Raw genomic sequence first — 19,429 nt, 5'->3', positions numbered from 1 at the left:
GGCAAGTCCAGTCAGAACTCAAGCGTGCCGGACACCACCAGCGTGCGCGGCGCCGCCAGCATCAGATAGCCCTGGCCCGGATAGCCGCCGGCGGAGGCCCAGTAATCCCGGTCGAACGCATTGTCGATGCGAGCGCGCAAGGTGACGGTACGCTCGCCTACCCGTGCGATATAGCGCGCGCCCAGGTCGGTCCGGGTCCACGAGGGCACCCGCTGCAGGTTGGCGGCATCGGCATACTGGTGCGACGTGTGGTTGACCCGGCCCGTCAGCGCCAGGCCCGGCACGCCGGGCACGTCCCAGTCGGCGCCCAGGTTCAGCTGGGTGCGCGGCACGCCGATGACGTCGTTGCCGTCCGTCCTGCCGTCCTGCGTGCGGCGCTGCTCGGCATCGAGCAAGGTCAGCCCGCCCAGCACGCGCAGGCCCTTGACGGGCTGGCCGAACAGCGTCAGCTCCAGGCCCCGGTTGCGCTGTTCGCCATTCAGGCCGAACACCCGGTTCACGATGGCCGCCTGCGGCTGCGCGGTGCTGAACACGGCCGCCGTGAAGCCCACCGTGCCGGCATCGTACTTGGCCCCGATCTCCTTCTGGCGCGACACGGTCGGTGCGAACGTCTGGCCGATATTGACGACGTCGCCCGCCGCCACCTGGCCCTTCTGCAGACCCTCGATATAGTTGGCGTACAGCGACAGGTTGCGCAGCGGCTTGACGACGACGGCCGCCACCGGCGTATTGCGGCTGCGCTCGTAATGGGAGTCCTGCCGGCCCGTGTCGTACAGGTAGCTCGTGTCCTCGATGCGCTGGTGGCGCAGGCCGACGGTCAGCAGCACGCGCTCCTGCGCAAACGCGAGCGTGTCGGCCACGGCATAGCTGGACAGCCTGGTCTTGCTGGTCGTCAGCGGCGCGTCCATCCGGCCACCCGTGAAGAACGTGGCGGCGGGCAGGGCCGCGTCGCGCGGTGCGTACAGGTTCGTGGCGATGGCGCCCGCGCCGAAGTCGCTCATCGCGTACGCGTTGCGCGAGTCGGCAGAGAAGGTGCTGGCCGTGGCCGACACGCTGTGGCCCACCGTGCCGGTGCGCAGTTTCGTGCGAACGCCCACTTCGCCCGTGCGCACCTTGTCCTCGCGCACGTTGTCGAACCGGTACATCGTGGCGGCGCCGGTCGCGTTGGCCGTCGTATTGTTGAGGACATTCGATTCGTCGCCGGAGCGGGCACCGAACGCGGCCCAGGCCACCGTGTCCTTTGCCAGGTCCAGCTCGCCGCGCAGCGTGCCGAACGTGTCGCGCTCCTTCGACGTGGTCCACGGCTGCGAGAAGTTGCGCGACGCATCCGGCGCGGCCGGGGCGGCGCTGCCGGCGGCCACGCTGACGCTGGTGCGGGGCGCCGTCAGTTCCTGGTCCTGGTAGCCGACGTCCGCCGACAGCCGGTAATTGCCGCCGTTCCAGTCCAGCCCGACGGACGCCACGGCCAGCTCCCGTTCCTCGCGGTCCACGGCCGTGCCGCCGTCGCGCCGCACCGCGTTGACACGGATGCCGGCGCGGTGGTCGGGCCCGAAACGGCGGCCGATGTCGACGGCCGCCACCTTCTGGCCGCCGCTTTCGATGCCGGCGCTGGCCGAGGTCAGGGCGGCGTTGCCGGCCCGCTTCGGCACCAGGTTGATGGAGCCGCCGATGCCGCCACCGCCTGGCGCGGCGCCGTTCAGGAAGGCGTTGGCGCCACGGAAGACCTCGACCCGCTCGAGCAGCTCGGCGGCGACGAACTGGCGCGGCAGCAGGCCGTACAGGCCGTTGTAGGCCAGGTCGTCCGAGTTGACGGCGAAGCCGCGGATGACGTACAGCTCCTGGAAGTTGCCGAACCCACGCGCGACGCGCACCGCCGGATCGTTCTGCAGCACGTCGGCCACGCCTTGCGCCTGCTGGTCCTGGATCAGCTGCTGGGTGTAGTTGGTGGCGTTGAACGGGGTGTCCATGATGTCGACATTGCCCAGCAGGCCCAGGCGCCCGCCGCGTGCGACCTGGCCGCCGGAATAGGCGCGGGACAGGCCGGCGGCGGAGGCATCGGCGGACGCGCTGACGACGACGGTGGCGATCGGCTCGGCGCCGGCGTCCTGGGCGGCCGCGCTGCTGCTGGCGAGGACAAGGACGGCGAGGGCAATGGGGTGCAGGGATGGCTTGGACATATGGCTGGGTAGTAGGAGGAAAAACACGCGCAGCGGCGTGGCATGAAAGACGGCACGATTATATCGGTGTGGAAGTTGCTGGTAAATGAGAATAGTTTCTATTATCATCTACCCACTTTTCCCTATTTCGTCTTGCCATGACACCTGTTAACATCCGCCGCTGGGCCTGGGTCCACAAGTGGAGCAGCCTCGTCTGCACCGTCTTCATGCTGCTGCTGTGCATTACCGGCTTGCCGCTGATCTATCATCACGAGATCGGCCACCTGCTGGGCACCGAGGTGGAGTCGAAGCCCATGCCGGCCGACACGCCGAAAGCCGACCTGGACAAGGTCATCGCCGCCGCCAAGGCCCTGTACCCGGGCAAGCAGATGATGTACATGTCGCAGGAAGCGGACGACGACACCATCTGGAACCTGACGCTGGGCGACCATGGCACGGACACGAACTACAAAGCCACCGCGGTGGATGCCCGCACGGCCGAAGTGCTGCCCACGCCGCAGTTCGAGGGCAGCTTCATGTCCGTCATGTTCCACTTGCACGTGGACCTGTATGCCGGCCTGTGGGGCAAGCTGTTCCTCGGCCTGATGGGGCTGCTGCTGCTGGTGGCCATCGTTTCCGGGGTGGTGCTGTATGCGCCGTTCATGCGCAAGCTCGAGTTCGGCACGGTGCGGCGCCAGCGCACGCCCCGCACCAAGTGGCTGGACCTGCACAACCTGCTGGGCATCGTCACGCTGACGTGGGCGCTCGTCGTGGGCGCGACCGGCATGATCAACACGTGGGCCGACCTGATGCTCAAGTACTGGCAGGGCACCGAGATGGCCGACATGGTCGCGCCGTACAAGAACGCGCCGCCGCTGACGTCGTTCGGCTCGATGCAGCAGGCCGTGGCCGCCGCCAAGGCACTGGAGCCGGACATGAAGATCGGCTTCATCGCGTTCCCCGGCACGCCGTACACCAGCGAACACCACTATGGCGTGTTCATGAACGGCACCACGCCGCTGACGTCGCGCCTGTATAAACCCGTCCTGATCGACGCGCAGACCGCCAGGGTGACGGACAGCCGCGACCTGCCGTGGTACCTGACGGCGCTGCTGGTATCGCAGCCGCTGCACTTCGGCGACTACGGTGGCCAGCTGATGAAGTTCCTGTGGGCGGCCCTCGACGTGGCCACCATTGTCGTGCTGGGCAGCGGCCTGTACCTGTGGCTCAAGCGCGGCGTCACCGTGCCATCCCGCCGCGAGGACACGCCCGCGGATGCAGGCCTGATGCCGGCGCTGGCGCGCCAGGGAGATGCGCGATGAGCCAGGAATTCCTGCGCCTGTGGGGCGCACCCATCCTGCTGGGCATCCTGACGACGATCGGCCTCGTGGCCGCACTGCTGGGCGATGGCTTCCTGGACTATGTTTCCGCCTTCGCACTGGGCATCCCGGTCGGGCTGGGCGCCTGGCACAGCCTGCGGCAGCAGGGGCGCTGACAGCCTCCGGTCCCCGGCAAAGCCGAGGCCGTGTTCCATTCCGGTGCCTGTCACCGCGGTGGGACACGGCCTCGGCCGTTTACGGGCCCATACGCCGCCGCCGTCCCCGCGCGGCTCGCACTCATGGCCGGGTCCGTGTCCCGTTTTGGTGACTGACCCCGCGGTGGGACACGGCCTCGGCCGGTGTCACCGCGATCGCCACCCGATAGCTGTCGCCACCGGGCTCGAATCGTACCGACCAGCCCATCGCCGCGGCCACCCGTGCCAGGACGTCGTGGCCGTGCCGGAAGCCCTGTGCGGCGTTGGGTTCTTGCCCCACCGAGTTGACGATGGCCAGTTCGCCTTGCTCGTACGACAGCGCCAGGCGGCAGCGGGGCCCACCGTGGTGCAGCGCGTTGCCGATGCAGTTGTCCAGGAGGACCATGGCGAGCTGGCGGTGGCCCGTCACGGGCACCCGCCCCGGCAGGCGCAACTCCAGGCGCCCCTCGTCCCAGTCGGCGCAGCCGGGCTGGCGCAACAGGCTGTCCTCGATGCAGCCGCGCAGGTCGAACGGCGCCAGCGGCAGCCGTTCGGCGCGCGCCAGGGCGAACAGCACGTCCACCGTCGCCGCGAGGTCGTCCACGCCGGCGCGCAACTGCGCCAGCGCCTGCGCGTCCGGCGCGGCGACCAGGGCGTTCTTCATGACCGTCAGCGGCGTGCGCAGTTCATGGCTGACGTCGCGGGTGAATGCGCGTTCGCGCGCCAGTGCCGCGTGCAGGTCGGCCAGCGCCGTGCCCAGCTTGTCGGCCAGGTAGCCGATCTCGTCGCCGCGCCGCCGTGCCGCGAAGGCGAACCTGCCTTGCGCCGGCAGCGTACGCACGTCGTGGGCCAGTTGCAGCAGCGGCGCGACCAGCCGGCGCGCCAGCCACCATGCCAGGCCCAGCGCCAGCGCGACCAGTCCCAACGCCACCAGCAGCAGCAGCCCGCCGACCTCCTGGAACAGGCGGGAAACGACAAGGATCGGGCCGACGTCGGCCACCAGCCAGACCGGCGCTGCGCCAGGGGCAGGGTGTACGGTGCGCAGGTGGTAGTGGGCGCCGTCCGGCGCGAAGATCTCGCCGCGCGCGTGACCGGCGGCGACCCGGGCCCGCACCGGTGGCGGCAGCGCGGCCGCGCTGCGATACACCCGCACCAGGTCGAGGCCTGGGGCCGCGAGCTGACCGTCGCGCGCATAAGCTGCCGACAGCGCCGCCGCTTCGCGTGCCAGCAGGCGGTCCACCAGCATGTCCTCGGTGACATACGAGACCACCAGCAGCAATCCCGTGTAGCCCAGGCACAGCAGCGTGGTGAAGCCGGCCAGGGCGGCAAACAGGCGGCGGCGGATCGGGCTAGCCATCGGCCAGTTCCAGCCTGTAGCCCAGCTGGGGGATGGTGACGAGGCGCATGCCTCCGATGCCTTCCAGTGCGCGGCGCAGCGCATACACGTGCGATTTCAGCGCGTCGCTGTCGGGCGGCTGCGTGCCCCACAAGGCGTGGACCAGCGTGGAACGGGACACCGCGCGCGGCCACGCTTCGACCAGCAGGGCAAGGAGGCGAATGCCGCTGGGCGTGAGCGCCAGCGGCTGACCGTGGCAGGTGGCGCGCAGCTCGTTTGGGAACAAGGTGAGGGGTCCGACCTGCTGTTCCCGCCCGACATGCAGGCGACCGCGCCGGGCCAGCGCCTCGCAGCGCAGCGCCAGTTCGCGCAGGTCGAAGGGCTTGGTCAGGTAGTCGTCGGCGCCGCCGTGGAAGCCGCGCGCCTTGTCCTCGAAGGCGTCGCGCGCCGTCAGCATCAGCACCGGCACGTTGCGGGGCGCGCGCTGCTTGATCGCGCGGCACACGTCGATGCCGTCGATGTCCGGCAGGTTCAGGTCCAGCACGATGACGTCATAGGAAACGCGCGTGGCCAGGTCGAGCGCCAGGGCGCCGGTGGCGGCATGGTCGGTGTGCCAGCCCAGGCCGTCGAGGAAGGCGACCACCTGGCGGGCGATGGTGGCATGGTCCTCGACGACCAGGACCGCCAGCGCGCTGCGCTGCATCCGCGCCGCTACTGCTGGTTGCTGGCCATCTGCTGCGCCACCGACTGCGGCGGCGCGGCCGGGCCGTGCGGGGCGATCGTCAGCGGCAGCGGCATGCGCACGGGTTCGTGCGCGTTCTGCGGCATGGCCTGCCAGTGTGGCGCCTCGATGCCCTCGAAGATGCGTTTCAGCTGCTCGCCCCAGGTGCTGCGCAGCATCTGGAAATACTGGTTCTTCTCGTCGATCGTGACGAAGCGGGTCACGGCCAGGCTGTTGTTTTCGTACACCAGCATGTCCAGCGGCAGGCCCACCGAGATGTTCGAGCGCAGCGTCGAGTCCATCGAGATCAGGGCGCACTTGGCCGCCTCGTCGAGGGACGTGGCGCGGGTGACCACGCGGTCCAGGATGGGCTTGCCATACTTGGCTTCGCCGATCTGGAAATAGGTACTCTCGGCATGCGATTCGATGAAATTGCCGGCCGAGTAGAGCTGGAACAGGCGGCACCGTTCGTTGCCGATCTGGCCGCCGAAGATGATGGCCTGGTTGAAGTCGATGCCGAACTGCGCCAGCGCCTGCGCTTCGCGCTCGTGCACCACGCGGATGGCTTCGCCCAGCACGCGGGTGGCCTCGTACATGTTCGGCGCCGTCCAGATCGTGTAGCCGTTGCTGCCCGCGAATTCGCCGATCAGCTCGCGGATCGATTGCGAGATCGACAGGTTCCCGGCCGTCATCATCACCATGACGCGGTCGCCCGGGTTCTCGAACACGTTCAGCTTGCGGAACGTGCCGATCTGGTCCACGCCGGCATTGGTACGGGAATCGGCCAGGAAGACGAGCCCCTCCTCGAGGCGCATGCCAACACAATAAGTCATCGGGTGAACGGTTCAGGTGGAAGTACGTTCAATTGTACACAGAGAGCTTTCACTGTGGAACTATTTGGACCTCCACTTTCATCGATTCGTCGCCGCCGCCGGCGCGCATGCCACGGATCGGCGCGGCCGCCTCGTAGTCGCGCCCGATGGCAATCCGGCAATATGCGTCCGTCATCAGGCGGGCATGGGTGACGTCGATGCTGACCCAGCCCGCGAAGCCGTCGTCGTGGGCCCACGCGTCCACCCAGGCGTGGCTGGCCGCGTGATCGGCGTTGTCCAGGCCGATGTAGCCCGGGTCGATGTAGCCCGACACGTAGCGGGCCGGGATGCCGGCCGCGTGGCAGCAGGCCAGGAAGATGTGGGCGTGGTCCTGGCACACGCCGCTGCCCTGCGCCAGGGCGGCGCCGGCCGTGGTCGTCACTTCCGTCGCACCGGTTTGGTACGCGACCGCACCGTGGATGTGCCCGGCGAGGCCCATCAGCTCGCGCGTGCCGACGCGCTGGCCCGGCAGGAAGGCCGCCGCCAGTGCGCGGATGGCCTCGTCGGGCGCCGTCAGCCGCGTCGCCACCGTGTAGACGAGGGGCGACAGCGTGTCCTTGGTCTGCACCCGTCCCTGCGGCGGCGCGGTGGTCTCGATGACGCCCTCGGCCACGATGGCCAGGGCCTCGTGCGGCTTGTCCAGGGTCAGCATGTGCGACAGGTTGCCGTAGGCGTCCGTGTACGCGTGCAGGTGGCCGGGCGCGTCCAGCTGCCACTGCAGCACGTGCTGCTGGGGCTCGGCCCGGGGCGTCAGGTGCAGTTGCTGGATCGTGTAGGCCAGCGTGGCCGTGTAGTGGTACAGCGTTTCGTGGCGGATCGAGAGTTGCATGGTGTTCCTTCAGGCGGCCAGCGGCACGAGGAAATCGCGGCTGACCCGGTTGCCCAGTTCGTAAATACGCTGCAGGAATTGCGTCAGCGTGTCGTGCAGGCCGCGTGCCAGGATATCGTCGATGCGGCCGAAGCGCAGCTCGGCATGCAGCTGGCCCGCCAGCCGCTCCGTCTCGCTGGAGACGTCGTTGCGCACTTCGCGCAGGTTTTCCACGACTTCGTCCAGGCAGGCCAGCAGCGAGCGGGGCATGTCGGCCCGCAGCATCAGCAGTTCGGCCACCCGCGCCGGCGTGATGACGTCGCGATACACCTTGCGGTAGATCTCGAAGGCGGACACGGAGCGCAGCAGCGCCGCCCAGTGGTAGAAGTCGCGCCGCGCGTCGGTGCCCTCCGGCGTGCCGTGGAATTTCACGTCCAGGATGCGCGCGGTGTTGTCGGCCCGCTCCAGGAACGTCCCCAGGCGCATGAAGTGGACGGCTTCGTCGTGCAGCATCGTGCCCAGCGTCACCCCGCGCGACAGGTGCGAACGGTACTTGACCCATTCGAAGAACTGGCTGGGGTCGGCGCGCAACTGGCCGCCGTGCAGGCGTCGGCGCAGGTCCAGGTAGGTTTGATTCTGCACTTCCCACACTTCCGTCGTCAGCGTGCCACGCACGGCGCGGGCATTTTCCCGCGCCTCGGTCAGGCAGGCGATGATGGAAGACGGATTGGACGGGTCGCATACCATGAATTCGATCACGTCGCGCTGCGTGACGGACTCGTGCTTGCGGTCGTAGGCCTGCTGCAGCTCGGAAATGCCCAGCATGGCGCGCCAGGCCTGGCGGGCCGCGTCCTCGGACTGGGGCAGCAAGGCGGTCTGCACGTTCACGTCCAGCATGCGGGCCGTGTTCTCGGCCCGTTCCGTGTAGCGGGCCATCCAGAACAGGTGGTCGGCGGTACGGCTCAGCATAAGATCTCCTTCGTCATTGTTCCAGTACCCACGTGTCCTTGGTGCCGCCGCCCTGCGACGAATTGACCACCAGCGAGCCTTCGCGCAGCGCCACCCGGGTCAGGCCGCCCGGCACCATCGAGATGGTCTTGCCGGACAGGACGAACGGGCGCAGGTCGATATGGCGCGGCGCCACGCCGTTCTCGACGAACGTGGGGCAGTTCGACAACGCCAGCGTGGGCTGGGCGATATAGCCGTCCGGCCGCGCCAGCAGGCGGGCACGAAAATCCTCGATCTCCCGCGCGGAGGAGGCCGGCCCCACCAGCATGCCGTAGCCGCCCGCGCCATGCACTTCCTTGACAACGAGCTGGGCCAGGTTGGCCAGCGTGTAGTCCAGCTCCTTGGCATGGCGGCACTGGTACGTGGGCACGTTGTTCAGCACGGGCTCCTCGGACAGGTAGAAGCGGATGATCGCCGGCACGTACGGGTAGATCGACTTGTCGTCCGCGACACCCGTGCCGATGGCGTTGGCCAGCGTGACGCGGCCGGCGCGGTACACCGACAGCAGGCCGGGCACGCCCAGCGCGGAATCGGCCCGGAAGGCGAGCGGGTCGAGGAAGTCGTCGTCCAGCCGGCGGTAGATCACGTCGACCCGTTTCGGGCCGCGCGTGGTGCGCATCCACACGGCGTTGTTATTGACGAACAGGTCCTTGCCCTCGACCAGCTCCACGCCCATCTGCTGGGCCAGGAACGCATGCTCGAAATAGGCCGAGTTGTACATGCCGGGCGTCATGACGACAACGGTCGGGTCGATCACGCCCACGGGCGCCACGGAGCGCAGGTTGTCCAGCAGCAGGTCCGGATAATGTTCCACCGGCGCCACCTTGTGGCTGGCGAACAGCTCCGGGTACAGCCGCATCATCATCTTGCGGTCTTCCAGCATGTACGACACGCCGGACGGCACCCGCAGGTTGTCCTCGAGGACATAGAACTCGCCCGCGCCGGCACGCACGATGTCGATGCCGGCGATATGGGCATAGATGTCGGAGGCGACGCGGATGCCCTGCATCTCGGGCCGGTACTGGGCGTTGCGGTAGATCTGCTCGGCCGGCACGACGCCGGCGCGGATGATGTGCTGCTCGTGGTAGATGTCGTCGATGAACATGTTGAGCGCACGCACGCGCTGCTCCAGCCCGCGCTGCAGCAGGCTCCACTCGTCCGCCGGGATGATGCGGGGGATCATGTCGAACGGGATCAGCCGCTCGGTGCCCGCGTTGTCGCCGTACACGGCAAACGTGATGCCCACGCGGCGGAATGCCAGGTCGGCCTCGGCACGCTTGCGCTCGATGGCGTCGGGCGTCTGCTGGGCAAGCCACTGGGCGAATTCGCGGTAGTGTGGCCGGACCCTGCCGTCGGCCGACATTTCGTTATAAAAATCTGGACTGGGCTGCACTGAAGTTCCTCCTCGCAATCATGTCATTATGCAAATTACATGCCACGGCTGTCGCACTGTTGAGCAGGTGACACAGCGGACAATTCCCACGAGCAATATTTCTTTACTTCGCCAGTGAATACATGCATCATGGAAACGCTGACCCAATCAATGTCCGGCAAACCGTGCGTTTCCCCTCCATCGTTTCCGTCCAGGGTCGTCCATGCCGCTTTCACAATCTCTGCCGTTGCCCAGTGCCACCCCGCCGCCCGATCCGGGCCAGGCCGGGATGCGCCATATCTGGGCCGGCGAGTTCGAAGTGGGTTGCGGCGAGACGGTGCTGACCGCGCTGCTGGGGTCCTGCGTCGGCATCGGCATCCTGTGGCGCCGCAAGCGCCGCGCCGCGCTGGCCCACTGCCTGCTGGGCGAGGCGCCACTCCATGAGAGCAATGCCGGCGCACGCTACGTCAGCACGGCACTGCCGGCCATGCTGCGCGCGCTGGGTGCACGCCCCGAAGATTACGCCGAATTGGAAGTGGTGGCCGCCGGCGGCGCCAGCCTGTTCGGCAAGGCCCAATTGCCGGTGACGGTGGGCGACAAGAACATCGCCGCATTGGAGCGCGGCGCGCACGCACTGGGCCTGCGGGTCGTGCACCGCCGCCTGGGCGGCCGCCAGGGTTGCCGCCTGACGCTGCGCTGCAGCGACCTGGCGTTCACCATCCAGGACGTGGGCAACAAGGCGCCTCCCCGGCGCTAGTCCCGTCGCGCCCGCGTTCCACCGGACACGCCGACGGCGCATGCCCATCCCCGCCCGCCCGTGCCATGTGCAGCAGGTCGCACATGGCGGCAGGTCGAAACGCCACGGCGACCATGCCGGCGGTCGTGCCGGTGCTACCATCCCCATTTTTGACGGAGCAAACATGATCAAGGCGATCGTGACGGGACACAGCCGCGGCCTGGGTGCCGGCATTGCGGCGGCATTGCTGCGCCGCGGCGCCGCCGTGCTGGGCGTCGCACGGGGCGGCAATGCGGGCCTGGCGGCCCAGGGCCTGCAGGAAGCCACGCTCGACCTGGCCGACCCGCAAGCGGTGGCGGCATGGCTGGCCGAGGGGACCTTGACCCGCTTCCTGGGCGGCGCCACGTCCGCCGTGCTGGTCAACAATGCCGGGGTCGTCACCCCGGTCGGGCCGCCGGGCCGCCAGGGCGCCGCCGCGCTGGCGCAGGCGGTCGCCATCAACGTGACGGCGCCGCTGCAGCTGGCGGACGCCTTCGTGGCCGCTACCGCCACCTGTCCGGACCGGCGCATCGTCCACGTCTCCAGCGGCGCCGGGCGCAGCCCTTACGCGGGCTGGAGCGTGTACTGCGCCACCAAGGCCGCGCTGGACATGCATGCGCAAGCCGTCGCACAGGACGGCCTGCCCGGTCTGCGCATCGCCAGCGTGGCGCCGGGCGTCATCGACACGGCCATGCAGGCGCACATCCGCGGCGTCGAACAGCGCGACTTTCCGGCGCTGGCGCGTTTTGTCGCGCTGCAGCGGGAGGGCGGCCTGGCCGGTGCGGACGACACGGGGGCGCGGCTGGTCGACTACCTGCTGGGCGACGGGTTTGGCAACAGCCAGGTGACCGATCTGCGTGCGTTGTCGTGATGCGTCTGACGTACTGGCGCCTTCCACGACAGGCACCACGTGCGCAACGAGCTTCGCACCCAACGGCAAGGAGCCGGGGTCAGACCCGGCGGGTCTGACCCCAGTGCTTGGTCTCGGGGTTAAAAGTCAGTGATTCGCTGACAGATACACCTTGACTTGGCGGTATCAGGGCCCGGACCCGCTTGGCGGTCCAGGGTGAGAGCCAATCCCGGCTACCTGCCCTCGGCGGTCGTCTTCAAGCCCAGGTAGGTGCCTGCGCTGATCCCCATCAGTCCCAACAGGGTGATGTCGAAATCGGGCATCGCCAGGTCGCGGTAGACCTGCTGGATGAAGACGATCGCCAGCACCAGCGTCCACGATGCCATCTGGAAGCGGTGGAAGCTCACGCCGTAGCGGTCGCTGAGGATGTCCGCCAGCCAGCCGCGGCTGCCCACGGTCTCGGTAACCTGCTCCGTCCCGGGCGGATGGTCGATCAGCGACGAGCCGATCACCGTGCCCGCGCTGATGCCCATCAAGGCCAGCACGGTCGGCGTGATCGTCGTCGCGTAGTCCCCGGTGATCATGCCGATGAACAGGTAGGCGGCCAGCACCACGCCGAACCAGACGGCGCCCTGCGTGCGCGCCAGGCTGTAGGGCTTGCGCCGGCCCGGGCCCGGCAGCGGACCAGGGTCGCGCAGCACGTCGCTGCGCCGGGCCAGCAGGATGAAGGCCACCGCGAGTACCGAAAACAGCGACGTCCACAGGGCGAACCAGCCCATCGGGATGACCCGCAGCGCGATCGTGTGCTGCGACGCGATCGGGTACTCGTCCTCGATCCCCACGCTGACGGCCAGCTGGCGCGGCCGGAACTGCGGCTTGCCCAGCAGGTGCGTCCACACGTCGCGCGACGTTTCAGTGCGGTTCAGCACGAAATTGAGGGTGTTGGCGACGGGGTTGCTGGGCGGGTAGGGCCGGATGTCCGCCAGCGGACGGCCGTCCAGGAACAGCACGATCTTCTTCTGCCGGGGCGAGCAGCGTTCCCGCGCCAGCAGCGTATCCAGGTCGTTGACCGTGACGACGATGCCGTCGCGCAGCGACACTTCCGCCAGCGCTGCGCCCGGCCGGTAGGGCACGAACGCGGTGACGCCGGTGACGGCGACGGCGCCGTATTGCCGGGGCGTGGGGCAGGCTTCCGGCGGCGTCGTGCCGGGGGCGGCCGGGGCGGCGGCAGGGGCGGGGGCGGCCGGCTGGGCGCCGGCGGCGCCAACCAGCAGGGCCAACAGCAGCGCGGCGAGCCAGCGCCAGGCCATCAGGTGCCACTCCGCACGACGTCCAGCCGGGGCGGGCCGGCCGGCCTCTGCGCCGGCTCGGGCCGTTGCCAGCCTGGGATGTCGCAGCCAGGCGCGCACAAGGTATCGGCGCGGGCGTCGTGCAGCGTGGCGCCGTTGGCCAGCGTCACGTCGCGCCAGCGGGCGTGCTCCCATGTGCTGCCGCGCAAATCGGTGCCGTCGACGACGCAGCCAGCCAGTTGCGCCTGGCGCAGGTCGGCGCCGCGCAGGTTGCCTTGGACGAGCGCGACGCCGCTCCAGCGCACCGCTTTCCAGCGGCTGCAATCGGCGCTGGCGGCCCGCAGCGTCATGCCGGCCGCATGGCTGCGGTCCAGTACGGCGCGGGTCAGGTCGATGTCCACGGCGGCCAGCCCGGACAGGTCGGCGTCGCTCAGGTCCGCGCCCGCCCAGTTGGCGCCATCAGCGTGCACGTGCCGCAGGCTGGCACCGGCCAGGCGGCAGTGGACGGCATTGCTGCCGTCCAGGCAGGCACCGTCGAAGCGGGCACCGCCGCAGTCGGCTTCGGCCAGCACAGCGCCGCGCAATATGGCACCGGACAGGTCGGCGCCGCGCAGGCTGGCGGCCGTCAGGTCGGCACCGGCCAGGTCGGCATTGCGCAGGTCGGCACCGTCCAGCATGGCGCCGCGCAGGTCGCGCCCGGTGAGTTCCTCTTTCGCAAGCCGGTGGGCCGGCGGTGGGACGGGCGGGAGCGGCAGCCGGGGCGGGCCGCCGCGGCGGTGGGAAGTGAAGTGCCTGGATGCGTTCATGACCGGCCTCGGAAAGCGGGCGGATGCCCGTCACCCAATTATGCCGCGCTTGTTAAGCCCGGTTAAGGGGCGCCGGGCAAAAAAGACGACATCTTTTGACCGCGCACAGGGACAGCCGCCCCCTGCCCGGGGTAGCGGCATGCGGGATACAAGCGCCAGAATGCAAGCGTCCGAATGCAAGCTTCAGAACGTGCGCGTCACGCTGGCCGAGAACGTGCGGCCGCGCCCGGCGAAGTACGACGTCGCTTCCTTGTAGTTGGCCGACTGCGGGTAGTAGCCGATGTACTGGCGGTCCGTCAGGTTTTCCACCGCCAGGCCGAACTTGCCGTAGCGGGTGTCGAACGTGGCCGCCAGGTCCGCCAGCGTATAGCCGCGGAAATGTTCTTCCAGGTTGGCGGTGCCGACCACGCGGCCGATATTGATGTCGCGGTCCTCCAGGCGGGTCGCCTGCAGGCGCAGCTGCGTGCCGGCCACGGGCTGCCAGTTGGCGCCCAGGACGAGCTTGTCCGGCGCCTGCGAGCGCGCGCCCAGCGCCAGGTCCATCGGCGCCCCGGCGGTCGCCGCCGTCTTGCCCATGGTCCTGGCGTAGCTGCCGAACCCCGACCAGGCCTTGCTGGCGCGCAGCTCGCCCGACACTTCCCAGCCGCGCACGGTCGTCGGCACCCGGTCCAGCACGCCCGTGCCCTGCGCGTTGATGCGCAGCACGGTGCCCAGCTTGGAGCGCGAGTCGTACATGGACGCGCCCACGTGGCCCAGCGCGCCGCGCCAGTTGACGCCCACCTCGTTGTTGCGCGTGACGACGGGCTCCAGGTTGAACAGCTGGGCCACCGACTGGTTCGGGCGGTTCACGCCGCGCAGCACCAGCCCCACGTCCGGCAGGCCGAAGCCTTCGGCGCTGGAGACGAACGCCGACCATTGCGGGGCGAAGCGCCACACGGCGCCCAGGTTCTTCACGCTTTTCGAGAACGAGCGCTCGCCGCCTTGCACCAGGCGATTGCCGTAGGAGGCCAGCGTGGTGTACGTGTCCACCCGCAGGTCGGCCGATTCGTGCCGCACGCCGCCGCGCACCGTGACGGGACCGACCTCGTATTCGAGCTGCAGGAACGGTGCCGTCGACTTGAAGTCCAGGGTCGGCACCCACGTGCGGCCCGTGCCGGCCAGTTGCTGGCGGCTGCGGTCGCGCAGGAAGTCGACGCCGGCGGTGGCTTCCAGCCCGCGCAGCAGCAGGTCGGGACGCACGTAGGTCAGCTTGGCGCCGTGCTTGTCGGCCACGATCTCGGACTGGTCGTAGAAGGTGCCGATGGGGGCGTAGCGGATGTCCTGGAACGTGGCCGTGTTGGTGGCGCCGTACAGCGACGAGAAATCCTGGCTGAACAGCTGGGCACTCAGGGCGCCGCCGAACAGGTCCGCGTGGCGGTAGTCCAGGCTGGCCGTCTTGACGTCGTTGCGGGACGGCATGCCGGGCGGCGTGCCCTCGGTGGCGCTGGTCGGGATGCCCTGGGCGAAGACGGCTGGCACGTTGCGGTAGTCGCCGTCGCCTTCGAACTTGAAGCGGTTCACCGTCAGTTGCAGGCGCTGGTCGCCAAAGTTGCGCCCCAGCTTGACGAACACGTCGCCGCCGTCGGCGTCCATGGTGTCGCCCTGGACCACGTCGATGCCCAGCAGGCGGCCGTTGCCGTCGTAGCCCATGCCGCGCTGCTGCACGCTGCCGTAGGCCAGCAGGTCGAAGTCGCCCGATTGATGGGTGACGGTCAGGCCCGTCTTCCAGTCCACGTTATCGTGGCGGAACTGCGATGCCACGCGGGCGTTGACGGTAACGGTGGTGCCGGGCGCCTTCGGCGTCTTGGTGATGTAGTTGACGATGCCGCCCGTGGCGCCCATGCCCTGGATCGCCGAGGCGCCGTTGATGACCTCGATGCGCTCGATGATGGCCGTGTCGGCGAAATAGCCCTCGCGCATGCCGGCGCGCAGGGGATTGGACTGCGGCACGCCGTCCAGCAGGATCAACGTGGTGCGGCCCCGCATCGACTCGCCGGCGGACGACATCTTCTGCCGGCTGGGCGCATAGCCGGGAATGTAGGTGGCCAGCGCGGCGGAGGGATCGTCGGCGACGAGGTATTGCGCCTCGAGCTCGCGCTGGCCGATGACCGACACGGCGCCGGGGATCTTGTCCACGGCCTTGGCGGTGCGGGTGGCCGTGACGATGACCTCGTTCATCTCTCCGCCGTCGTCGGTGGTGGCCTGGGCCAGCGCGGCGCCTTGCGCCATCAACAGGCAGGCGGCGCCAACGGCGCGGACGAGGGGCAGGGGTTGGGTCATCGGAGTCTCCATCAGGTTGCAATAAAATAGCCACGAATGATAACTATTATCATTTGCGTTTGCAATGATGTAGAATCTCCGCTTATTTCCTCGACAGGGTCACCGCCGCATGGTCACCGGTTTTACGCGCAAGCTGCTGCGCAGCATCCACCTGTATCTGTCGCTCGCCTTCGGCGTGCTGCTGGTGCTGGCCGGCCTCACGGGTGTGGGCCTGGTCTGGATCGAAGAGCTGGACGAGGCGCTCAACCCGTCGCTGTTCCTGGTGGAGGGGCGCGCCGGCCCCGTCGCGCCGCCCGGCATCACGGCCGAACGCGTCGTTGCCCGGCTCAGTGCCGATTCCCGCTACGGTCGCCCCAACGGCCTGACCTTGCCGCGCGCGCCGGACGGCGTGGTGGTGGCGACCTATCGCGCCCCCAAGGCCGAACGCTCCATGCTGGCGCTGCCACTGCTGCGCCAGGTGATGGTCGATCCCGTCACGCTGGTGGTGTTGGGCGAGCGCAACTGGGGCGAGTTCGGCCTGTCGCGACCGCTGTTCACGTCGACGCTGTTCCACCTGCACCGCTACGTGTTCGCGGGCGAAGTGGGCAAGGTCGTCATGGGCCTGGCCGGCCTGGCGCTGTTCCTGATCGGCGCCATCGGCATCGCACTGTGGTGGCCGAAGGCGACGCTGAGCGCGCTGATCAAGTCGTTCCGCATCCACGGCCACTGGAAAAGCATGAAGTTCCAGTACAGCTTCCATCGCAGCGCCGGCATGGTCGCGGCGCCCGTGCTGCTGATGCTGGGCTTTTCCGGCATGTATTTCAACCTGCCGGAATGGGTCAGGCCGGCCGTGGCCAGCGTGGCCACGCTGACGCCGACGGACAAGCTGCACAACGCGCCGGCCCGCGGCGCGCGCGGCACGCCGATCGGCCCGGCGGACGCCATTGCAGCGGCGCAGGCGTTCAATCCAGCCGGCCGCATCGGCCGCATCACGCTGCCCGCGGACAAGAAGACGCCATATGAGATCCGCATGCGCCAGCCCGGCGAAGTACGCAAGGGCGACGGCAGTACCCGCATTACGGTGGACGCCTACACGGGACACCTGCTGCGCATCCGCGACCCGCTCACGGCCCCGGCCGGCGACACCTTCCTGAACTGGCAGTTCCCGCTGCACACGGGCGAGGCGTTCGGCCTGGCGGGCCGTATCGTCATCACCGTCTCCGGTTTCACGCCGCTGGCGTTCATGGTGACGGGCCTCGTGCTGTGGCTGGGGCGACGCAGGAAGCCCGTGCGCAAGGCGCAGCCGTTGCGTCCAGCCGAGACCGGGCTGCGCACCGCGGGCAGCCTGGGCCGCTGATCCGCCGCCGATCCGCCGTTCATCACCTACCTCAGCGCAGCCGGGCGACGCCGGTTGCCATCAGCAGCGCAGCTGTGGCGCGGCGCACCGGCCGGCGCAGCGCAACGTGACGCGCCCGCATGCCCGCGCCCGCGGCCACCCAGACAATGCCCGCCACCACCATGATGACCGTGAATCCGGCGTACGCGTGCAGGACCGCGGGCACAGGCGCGCCCAAGGCTGGAAATACCAGCGCGGCGCACCAGAGCGGCACCGGGTCGACCAGCGCCACGGGGAACAGCGACCATGCGCCCGGCAGCGGCGCGGCGCGGTGCCGGGCCAGCAGGTGCCACAGCACGTAGCCGGCGGCGACCATCTGCACCAACGGGCGCGCCGACGGCGCGGCCAGCAACAGCACGCCCAATGCCGTGCACCACGTGCCAATCGCCAGGCAGTAGGCCAGCCAGGCAGCGCCCACCAGCGGCAACGTGCGCCACAGCCCATGCCGCGCGGCCGTCCGTCGCAGCAGTCCGTTGACGCCACCCGGCCCCAGCAGGACCGCCAGCAGCGCCAGCGCGCCCAGCGGCGTCATCGTCCGCTCCCGGCTCGGGCCGCCACCGGCACGCCGCCGCATGGGGCATTGTGGCTGCCGTGCCACCCCGACTGGCGGCTGGCGGCGGGCGGCATGCGCCGGTGACGCGTGCCCCGGCCGGCGCGCCGCAAGACGTAGGGCGCGATATCGGCAAGCAGGTCGGCCAGGGCGCTGTGCGCGGCCCGGACAGGGAACAAGTGGCGCCACAGGCGGCAGATTGCGGCGGTGCGCGACGCGCGCACCAGGCCGCCGGGGCGCGACGACCTGGGCCAGCGCCACGGCGCCGCCAGGACACCTGGCGGCAGCCCGGCTGGTGCTTCGTGATCGGGGCAAGCTTTCATGGTGCCTCCCTGGCGTCGGCGGGGCGAGCCGCGCGACGCGATAACCGGCCGCGGACCTTGTTGTCGCGGCAGCCCGGCCATGGCGGCATGTGCGCGCGCGGGTCGGTCAGCAGCCATGCTACGCCCCCTGGCGCGTCAGGGTTGTGTGCAAGTTGGGCATTTCTGTCAGCAATTTGTAACGCCGCCCGTCCGGAGTTGGAAATACAACGCTTTACGTTGTAACATCGGTCACCTGAACAGGAGTCCCGATGGAAGCCCCATTTGCCACCGACGAAACGCGCCTGCAAGCCGATATCGAGGCCTTGCGCCCCCGCTGCGCCACTACGCAGGAGCTGTACCGTGAAGTCTGCGCCTTGATGTTCTTCCGCTATGGCATCACGCCAACGGCCAACCGGCTGTACCAGCTGGTGCGCAAGGGCAGCATGTCGGCGCCGGCGGAAGCGCTGAACAAGTTCTGGGCACAACTGCGCGAGAAGAGCCGCGTCGTCATCGGCCATCCCGACCTGCCGGACGAGCTGAAGACCACGGCCGGCGAGCTGGTGGCATCCCTGTGGAAGGCGGCACAGGCCGCGGCCGCCGAGTCGCTGGCGGCCATGCGCGACGAAGCCGGCCAGCAGGCGGAGGAAGCCATCGCACAGGCACAGGCCGCGCGCCAGGAGCGCGATACGGTGGCCGAAACGCTGGCCGCGACGCGTGAACGGCTGGCGCAGGAGACCCGCGCGACGGCCGAGCTGCGCCGCGAGCTGGCCGAACTGGGCGCATTGCACGCGAACCAGGCCGCCAAGCTGGACGAGGCGCGCAAGGAGCTCAACGCCCAGCACGCCTGGCTGAACAGTGTGCAGCGCGACCACGAGGTCGAGCTGGACAAGCTGCGCGACCGGGCCCGGCTCGACGTCGCGGCAGCCGACACGGCACGGCGCCAGGCCGAAGCGTTGGCCGAGCGGGAACGGACGGCCGGCGCGCGCCTGCAGCAGGTGCTCGATGCCGAGCGAAATGCAGCCGCGACCAGCGCCGAGCGGCATCGGGCGGAGCTGCGCGACGCCTTGTCGCTGCTGGCCGATTTGCGCCAGCAGGTCGGTGCGCTGGAAGGCACGGCCGCTGCCGCGGCCGCGGCGCGGGACGACGCCCGTCAGCAACTGGAGCGCCTGCGCGGCGACCTGGCCGGGGCCAATGCCCGCGTGGCAGGCGCGGAGGCGCAGGCACTGCGGCTGGAAGCGGAGCTGCGTCACGCCGCCGAGCTGTTCGAGGCCAGGCTGGCCGCAGCCCGCACGCCGCCGGTGCCTGCGGTGCAACCGGCACCGCGCAAGCCTGCCCGCCGGCGGGGCGGGACCGCTACCGACTAGATTGCCGGCGGCA

At 69.4% G+C, this 19,429-nt stretch carries 18 protein-coding genes; 6 read left to right on the top strand and 12 right to left on the bottom strand.

Annotated elements, in window-relative coordinates:
* Positions 1 to 11: 11 nt before the first annotated feature.
* On the bottom strand, positions 12 to 2,177 hold the full coding sequence (locus PX653_RS07210; protein ID WP_277417221.1) for a TonB-dependent receptor: 2,166 nt from the start codon (positions 2,175 to 2,177) through the stop codon (positions 12 to 14).
* A 137-nt stretch (positions 2,178 to 2,314) separates the two neighbouring features.
* On the opposite strand from PX653_RS07210, the gene PX653_RS07205 reads away from it, so the two are divergent.
* Positions 2,315 to 3,478 (top strand): PepSY-associated TM helix domain-containing protein, encoded by a 1,164-nt coding sequence (locus PX653_RS07205; RefSeq protein ID WP_277417220.1) that lies wholly within the window; start codon positions 2,315 to 2,317, stop codon positions 3,476 to 3,478.
* A complete protein-coding gene (locus tag PX653_RS07200) occupies positions 3,475 to 3,651 on the top strand; it encodes a hypothetical protein (RefSeq protein ID WP_277417219.1) in 177 nt (58 codons plus the stop codon). The genes PX653_RS07205 and PX653_RS07200 overlap by 4 nt, the downstream gene beginning before the upstream one ends.
* Positions 3,652 to 3,772: 121 nt before the next feature.
* Here the strand turns inward: PX653_RS07200 and PX653_RS07195 are convergent, their stop codons facing one another.
* From PX653_RS07195 to PX653_RS07170, 6 genes are all read right to left on the bottom strand, one after another.
* Positions 3,773 to 5,026, bottom strand: a complete 1,254-nt coding sequence (locus tag PX653_RS07195) for a sensor histidine kinase (protein ID WP_277417218.1) — start codon at positions 5,024 to 5,026, stop codon at positions 3,773 to 3,775.
* Positions 5,019 to 5,708 (bottom strand): response regulator transcription factor, encoded by a 690-nt coding sequence (locus PX653_RS07190; RefSeq protein WP_277417217.1) that lies wholly within the window; start codon positions 5,706 to 5,708, stop codon positions 5,019 to 5,021. The genes PX653_RS07195 and PX653_RS07190 overlap by 8 nt, the downstream gene beginning before the upstream one ends.
* Before the next feature lie 8 nt (positions 5,709 to 5,716).
* On the bottom strand, positions 5,717 to 6,541 hold the full coding sequence (locus PX653_RS07185) for a proteasome-type protease (RefSeq protein ID WP_277417216.1): 825 nt from the start codon (positions 6,539 to 6,541) through the stop codon (positions 5,717 to 5,719).
* 67 nt (positions 6,542 to 6,608) lie between these two features.
* The gene (locus tag PX653_RS07180) at positions 6,609 to 7,427 is read right to left on the bottom strand and encodes a transglutaminase family protein (RefSeq protein WP_277417215.1); all 819 of its coding nucleotides are present in this window, start codon (positions 7,425 to 7,427) and stop codon (positions 6,609 to 6,611) included.
* A gap of 9 nt (positions 7,428 to 7,436) precedes the next feature.
* Positions 7,437 to 8,375 (bottom strand): alpha-E domain-containing protein, encoded by a 939-nt coding sequence (locus PX653_RS07175; RefSeq protein WP_277417214.1) that lies wholly within the window; start codon positions 8,373 to 8,375, stop codon positions 7,437 to 7,439.
* Positions 8,376 to 8,388: 13 nt separating this feature from the next.
* Complete coding sequence (locus tag PX653_RS07170) at positions 8,389 to 9,777, bottom strand: circularly permuted type 2 ATP-grasp protein (RefSeq protein WP_277418534.1); 1,389 nt, start codon at positions 9,775 to 9,777, stop codon at positions 8,389 to 8,391.
* Between the two features lie 232 nt (positions 9,778 to 10,009).
* On the opposite strand from PX653_RS07170, the gene PX653_RS07165 reads away from it, so the two are divergent.
* Both PX653_RS07165 and PX653_RS07160 read left to right on the top strand, forming a co-directional pair.
* The gene (locus PX653_RS07165; RefSeq protein WP_277417213.1) at positions 10,010 to 10,543 is read left to right on the top strand and encodes a chemotaxis protein CheD; all 534 of its coding nucleotides are present in this window, start codon (positions 10,010 to 10,012) and stop codon (positions 10,541 to 10,543) included.
* 163 nt (positions 10,544 to 10,706) lie between these two features.
* Positions 10,707 to 11,432: an SDR family oxidoreductase gene (locus PX653_RS07160; protein ID WP_277417212.1), complete on the top strand. Its 726-nt coding sequence runs from the start codon at positions 10,707 to 10,709 to the stop codon at positions 11,430 to 11,432.
* Between the two features lie 212 nt (positions 11,433 to 11,644).
* Here PX653_RS07160 and PX653_RS07155 read toward each other — a convergent pair whose 3' ends face one another.
* From PX653_RS07155 to PX653_RS07145, 3 genes are all read right to left on the bottom strand, one after another.
* On the bottom strand, positions 11,645 to 12,721 hold the full coding sequence (locus PX653_RS07155) for a hypothetical protein (RefSeq protein WP_277417211.1): 1,077 nt from the start codon (positions 12,719 to 12,721) through the stop codon (positions 11,645 to 11,647).
* Positions 12,721 to 13,506: a pentapeptide repeat-containing protein gene (locus PX653_RS07150; protein WP_277417210.1), complete on the bottom strand. Its 786-nt coding sequence runs from the start codon at positions 13,504 to 13,506 to the stop codon at positions 12,721 to 12,723. The genes PX653_RS07155 and PX653_RS07150 overlap by 1 nt, the downstream gene beginning before the upstream one ends.
* A gap of 183 nt (positions 13,507 to 13,689) precedes the next feature.
* Positions 13,690 to 15,825 carry a TonB-dependent receptor gene (locus PX653_RS07145; RefSeq protein WP_277417209.1) on the bottom strand — a complete coding sequence of 712 codons (2,136 nt, stop codon included), beginning with the start codon at positions 15,823 to 15,825 and terminating at the stop codon, positions 13,690 to 13,692.
* Between the two features lie 109 nt (positions 15,826 to 15,934).
* Between PX653_RS07145 and PX653_RS07140 the strand changes: the two genes are divergently transcribed.
* Entirely contained in the window at positions 15,935 to 17,161 is a 1,227-nt protein-coding gene (locus PX653_RS07140) for a PepSY-associated TM helix domain-containing protein (protein WP_277417208.1), read from the top strand.
* A gap of 31 nt (positions 17,162 to 17,192) precedes the next feature.
* Here the strand turns inward: PX653_RS07140 and PX653_RS07135 are convergent, their stop codons facing one another.
* Both PX653_RS07135 and PX653_RS07130 read right to left on the bottom strand, forming a co-directional pair.
* Positions 17,193 to 17,732 (bottom strand): hypothetical protein, encoded by a 540-nt coding sequence (locus tag PX653_RS07135; protein WP_277417207.1) that lies wholly within the window; start codon positions 17,730 to 17,732, stop codon positions 17,193 to 17,195.
* Positions 17,729 to 18,073: a hypothetical protein gene (locus PX653_RS07130; protein WP_277417206.1), complete on the bottom strand. Its 345-nt coding sequence runs from the start codon at positions 18,071 to 18,073 to the stop codon at positions 17,729 to 17,731. The genes PX653_RS07135 and PX653_RS07130 overlap by 4 nt, the downstream gene beginning before the upstream one ends.
* 248 nt (positions 18,074 to 18,321) lie before the next feature.
* On the opposite strand from PX653_RS07130, the gene PX653_RS07125 reads away from it, so the two are divergent.
* Positions 18,322 to 19,416, top strand: coding sequence for a DNA-binding protein (locus tag PX653_RS07125; protein ID WP_277417205.1), 1,095 nt, complete (start codon positions 18,322 to 18,324; stop codon positions 19,414 to 19,416).
* The last annotated feature ends 13 nt before the right edge of the window (positions 19,417 to 19,429 follow it).

The sequence above is a fragment of the Pseudoduganella chitinolytica genome (genome assembly GCF_029028125.1).
Lineage (GTDB): Bacteria > Pseudomonadota > Gammaproteobacteria > Burkholderiales > Burkholderiaceae_D > Rugamonas > Rugamonas chitinolytica.
This window is presented reverse-complemented; position numbering and strand designations above follow the sequence as displayed.

Excerpts from the sequence above, each read along its gene's own strand:
- PX653_RS07210 (WP_277417221.1), bottom strand. The coding sequence starts at position 2,177 with ATGTCCAAGCCATCCCTGCACCCCATTGCCCTCGCCGTCCTTGTCCTC.
- PX653_RS07205 (WP_277417220.1), top strand. The coding sequence starts at position 2,315 with ATGACACCTGTTAACATCCGCCGCTGGGCCTGGGTCCACAAGTGGAGC.
- PX653_RS07200 (WP_277417219.1), top strand. The coding sequence starts at position 3,475 with ATGAGCCAGGAATTCCTGCGCCTGTGGGGCGCACCCATCCTGCTGGGC.
- PX653_RS07195 (WP_277417218.1), bottom strand. The coding sequence starts at position 5,026 with ATGGCTAGCCCGATCCGCCGCCGCCTGTTTGCCGCCCTGGCCGGCTTC.
- PX653_RS07190 (WP_277417217.1), bottom strand. The coding sequence starts at position 5,708 with ATGCAGCGCAGCGCGCTGGCGGTCCTGGTCGTCGAGGACCATGCCACC.
- PX653_RS07185 (WP_277417216.1), bottom strand. The coding sequence starts at position 6,541 with ATGCGCCTCGAGGAGGGGCTCGTCTTCCTGGCCGATTCCCGTACCAAT.
- PX653_RS07180 (WP_277417215.1), bottom strand. The coding sequence starts at position 7,427 with ATGCAACTCTCGATCCGCCACGAAACGCTGTACCACTACACGGCCACG.
- PX653_RS07175 (WP_277417214.1), bottom strand. The coding sequence starts at position 8,375 with ATGCTGAGCCGTACCGCCGACCACCTGTTCTGGATGGCCCGCTACACG.
- PX653_RS07170 (WP_277418534.1), bottom strand. The coding sequence starts at position 9,777 with ATGTCGGCCGACGGCAGGGTCCGGCCACACTACCGCGAATTCGCCCAG.
- PX653_RS07165 (WP_277417213.1), top strand. The coding sequence starts at position 10,010 with ATGCCGCTTTCACAATCTCTGCCGTTGCCCAGTGCCACCCCGCCGCCC.
- PX653_RS07160 (WP_277417212.1), top strand. The coding sequence starts at position 10,707 with ATGATCAAGGCGATCGTGACGGGACACAGCCGCGGCCTGGGTGCCGGC.
- PX653_RS07155 (WP_277417211.1), bottom strand. The coding sequence starts at position 12,721 with ATGGCCTGGCGCTGGCTCGCCGCGCTGCTGTTGGCCCTGCTGGTTGGC.
- PX653_RS07150 (WP_277417210.1), bottom strand. The coding sequence starts at position 13,506 with ATGAACGCATCCAGGCACTTCACTTCCCACCGCCGCGGCGGCCCGCCC.
- PX653_RS07145 (WP_277417209.1), bottom strand. The coding sequence starts at position 15,825 with ATGACCCAACCCCTGCCCCTCGTCCGCGCCGTTGGCGCCGCCTGCCTG.
- PX653_RS07140 (WP_277417208.1), top strand. The coding sequence starts at position 15,935 with ATGGTCACCGGTTTTACGCGCAAGCTGCTGCGCAGCATCCACCTGTAT.
- PX653_RS07135 (WP_277417207.1), bottom strand. The coding sequence starts at position 17,732 with ATGACGCCGCTGGGCGCGCTGGCGCTGCTGGCGGTCCTGCTGGGGCCG.
- PX653_RS07130 (WP_277417206.1), bottom strand. The coding sequence starts at position 18,073 with ATGAAAGCTTGCCCCGATCACGAAGCACCAGCCGGGCTGCCGCCAGGT.
- PX653_RS07125 (WP_277417205.1), top strand. The coding sequence starts at position 18,322 with ATGGAAGCCCCATTTGCCACCGACGAAACGCGCCTGCAAGCCGATATC.